Origin of the sequence: Nonomuraea sp. NPDC049784 (assembly GCF_040659615.1) — a bacterium.
Taxonomy (GTDB): Bacteria; Actinomycetota; Actinomycetes; order Streptosporangiales; family Streptosporangiaceae; genus Nonomuraea.
In genome coordinates, this window is sequence record NZ_JBFAMX010001200.1 from 1 (window position 1) to 1,423 (window position 1,423).

The following is a 1,423-nucleotide window of genomic DNA, read 5'->3' on the forward strand; positions in this document are numbered from 1 at the left end:
GGTCACGTCCACGGACGTGGTGTATGAATCGATCTTCGCGTGATCCTGTTTCTGCAGGTTAAGCGGTAAGTGTCTGCGGGAGCGGGTTGGGGACCGGTGTGTCGCTGGTGACGAGCCGGACGCGGGCCTTAGCGAGGATGTCCAGGCCCATGTAGCGGCGGGCTTCGGTCCATTCGTCGGTCTGCTCGGCCAGCACCGCGCCGACCAGCCGGATGATCGCGGCTCGGTCGGGGAAGATGCCGACCACGTCGGTGCGGCGGCGGATCTCTTTGTTCAGCCGCTCCTGCGGATTATTCGACCAGATCTGCCGCCAGGTCTCGCGCGGGAAGGCAGCGAAGGCCAGCAGATCCTCCCGGGCGGCGTCCAGATGCTCGCACGCGGCCGGGTACTTGGTCTCCAGGGCGTCGATGACCCAGGCGTGCTGAGCGCGGACCTGTTCGGCGGTGGGCTGGTCGAAGATGGTGCGCACCAGCGTGGCCACCCACGGCTGCGCCGACTTGGGCACGGTCGTGAGCAGATTACGCAGGTAATGGGTCCGGCACCGCTGCCAGGCCGCGCCCGCCAGGCTGGCACCGATCGCCTCCACCAGCCCCCGGTGAGCGTCGGAGACGACCAACTGGACGCCCGACAGGCCGCGGGCGACCAGGCTGCGCAGGAACGCCAGCCAGCCGGCGCCGTCCTCGGCGGAGGTCACGTCCAGGCCGAGGACCTCGCGCTGGCCGTTGGCGTTGACACCGGTAGCGACCAGGCAATGCACATTGATCGTGCGCCCACCCTCACGCACCTTCTGCGTCAGCGCGTCCAGCCACACGAACGTGTACGGGCCGGCGTCCAAAGCGCGCGTCCGGAACGCCTCGACCTGCTCATCCAGCGTCTTGGCCATCTGCGAGACCTGGCTTTTGGAGATGTGCTTGATCCCGAGCTGCTCGACGAGCTTGTCGACTCTGCGCGTGGAGACGCCGAGCAGGTAGCTGGTGGCGACCACGCTGATGAGCGCCTGCTCGGCCCGCCGCCTGCGTTCCAGCAGCCAGTCCGGATAGTAGGAGCCGGAGCGTAGCTTCGGAATCGCGAGCTCGATGGTGCCGGAGCGGGTGTCCCACTCGCGGCGGCGGTAGCCGTTACGGGAGTTGGTCCGCCCGTCGCTGCGCTGACCATAGGCGGCCCCGCACAGGCTGTCTGCCTCGGCTGACATCAACGCTTCGGCCATGGTCTTCACCATGGATCGCAACAGATCCGGGTCGTCGGTCTCGATCTGCCGCGCCAGCCACTGCGCGGGCGTCACACTGTTGTCTGCGGCCATCGCCTGGTTCTCCTTCGAATCTTGATCTTTGCTACTCGAAGGATCACGCGATGGCCGTCTTCATTTCACGACGCCACGCCTGTGACCAGGCCAAACTCGTACACCACTCCCGCGGACGCAACC

At 66.9% G+C, this 1,423-nt stretch carries 1 protein-coding gene; it reads right to left on the reverse strand.

Annotated features, from left to right (window positions below):
* Positions 1-58 precede the first annotated feature (58 nt).
* On the reverse strand, positions 59-1,300 hold the full coding sequence (locus AB0J09_RS64705; RefSeq protein ID WP_360714417.1) for an IS256 family transposase: 1,242 nt from the start codon (positions 1,298-1,300) through the stop codon (positions 59-61).
* Positions 1,301-1,423: the final 123 nt, after the last annotated feature.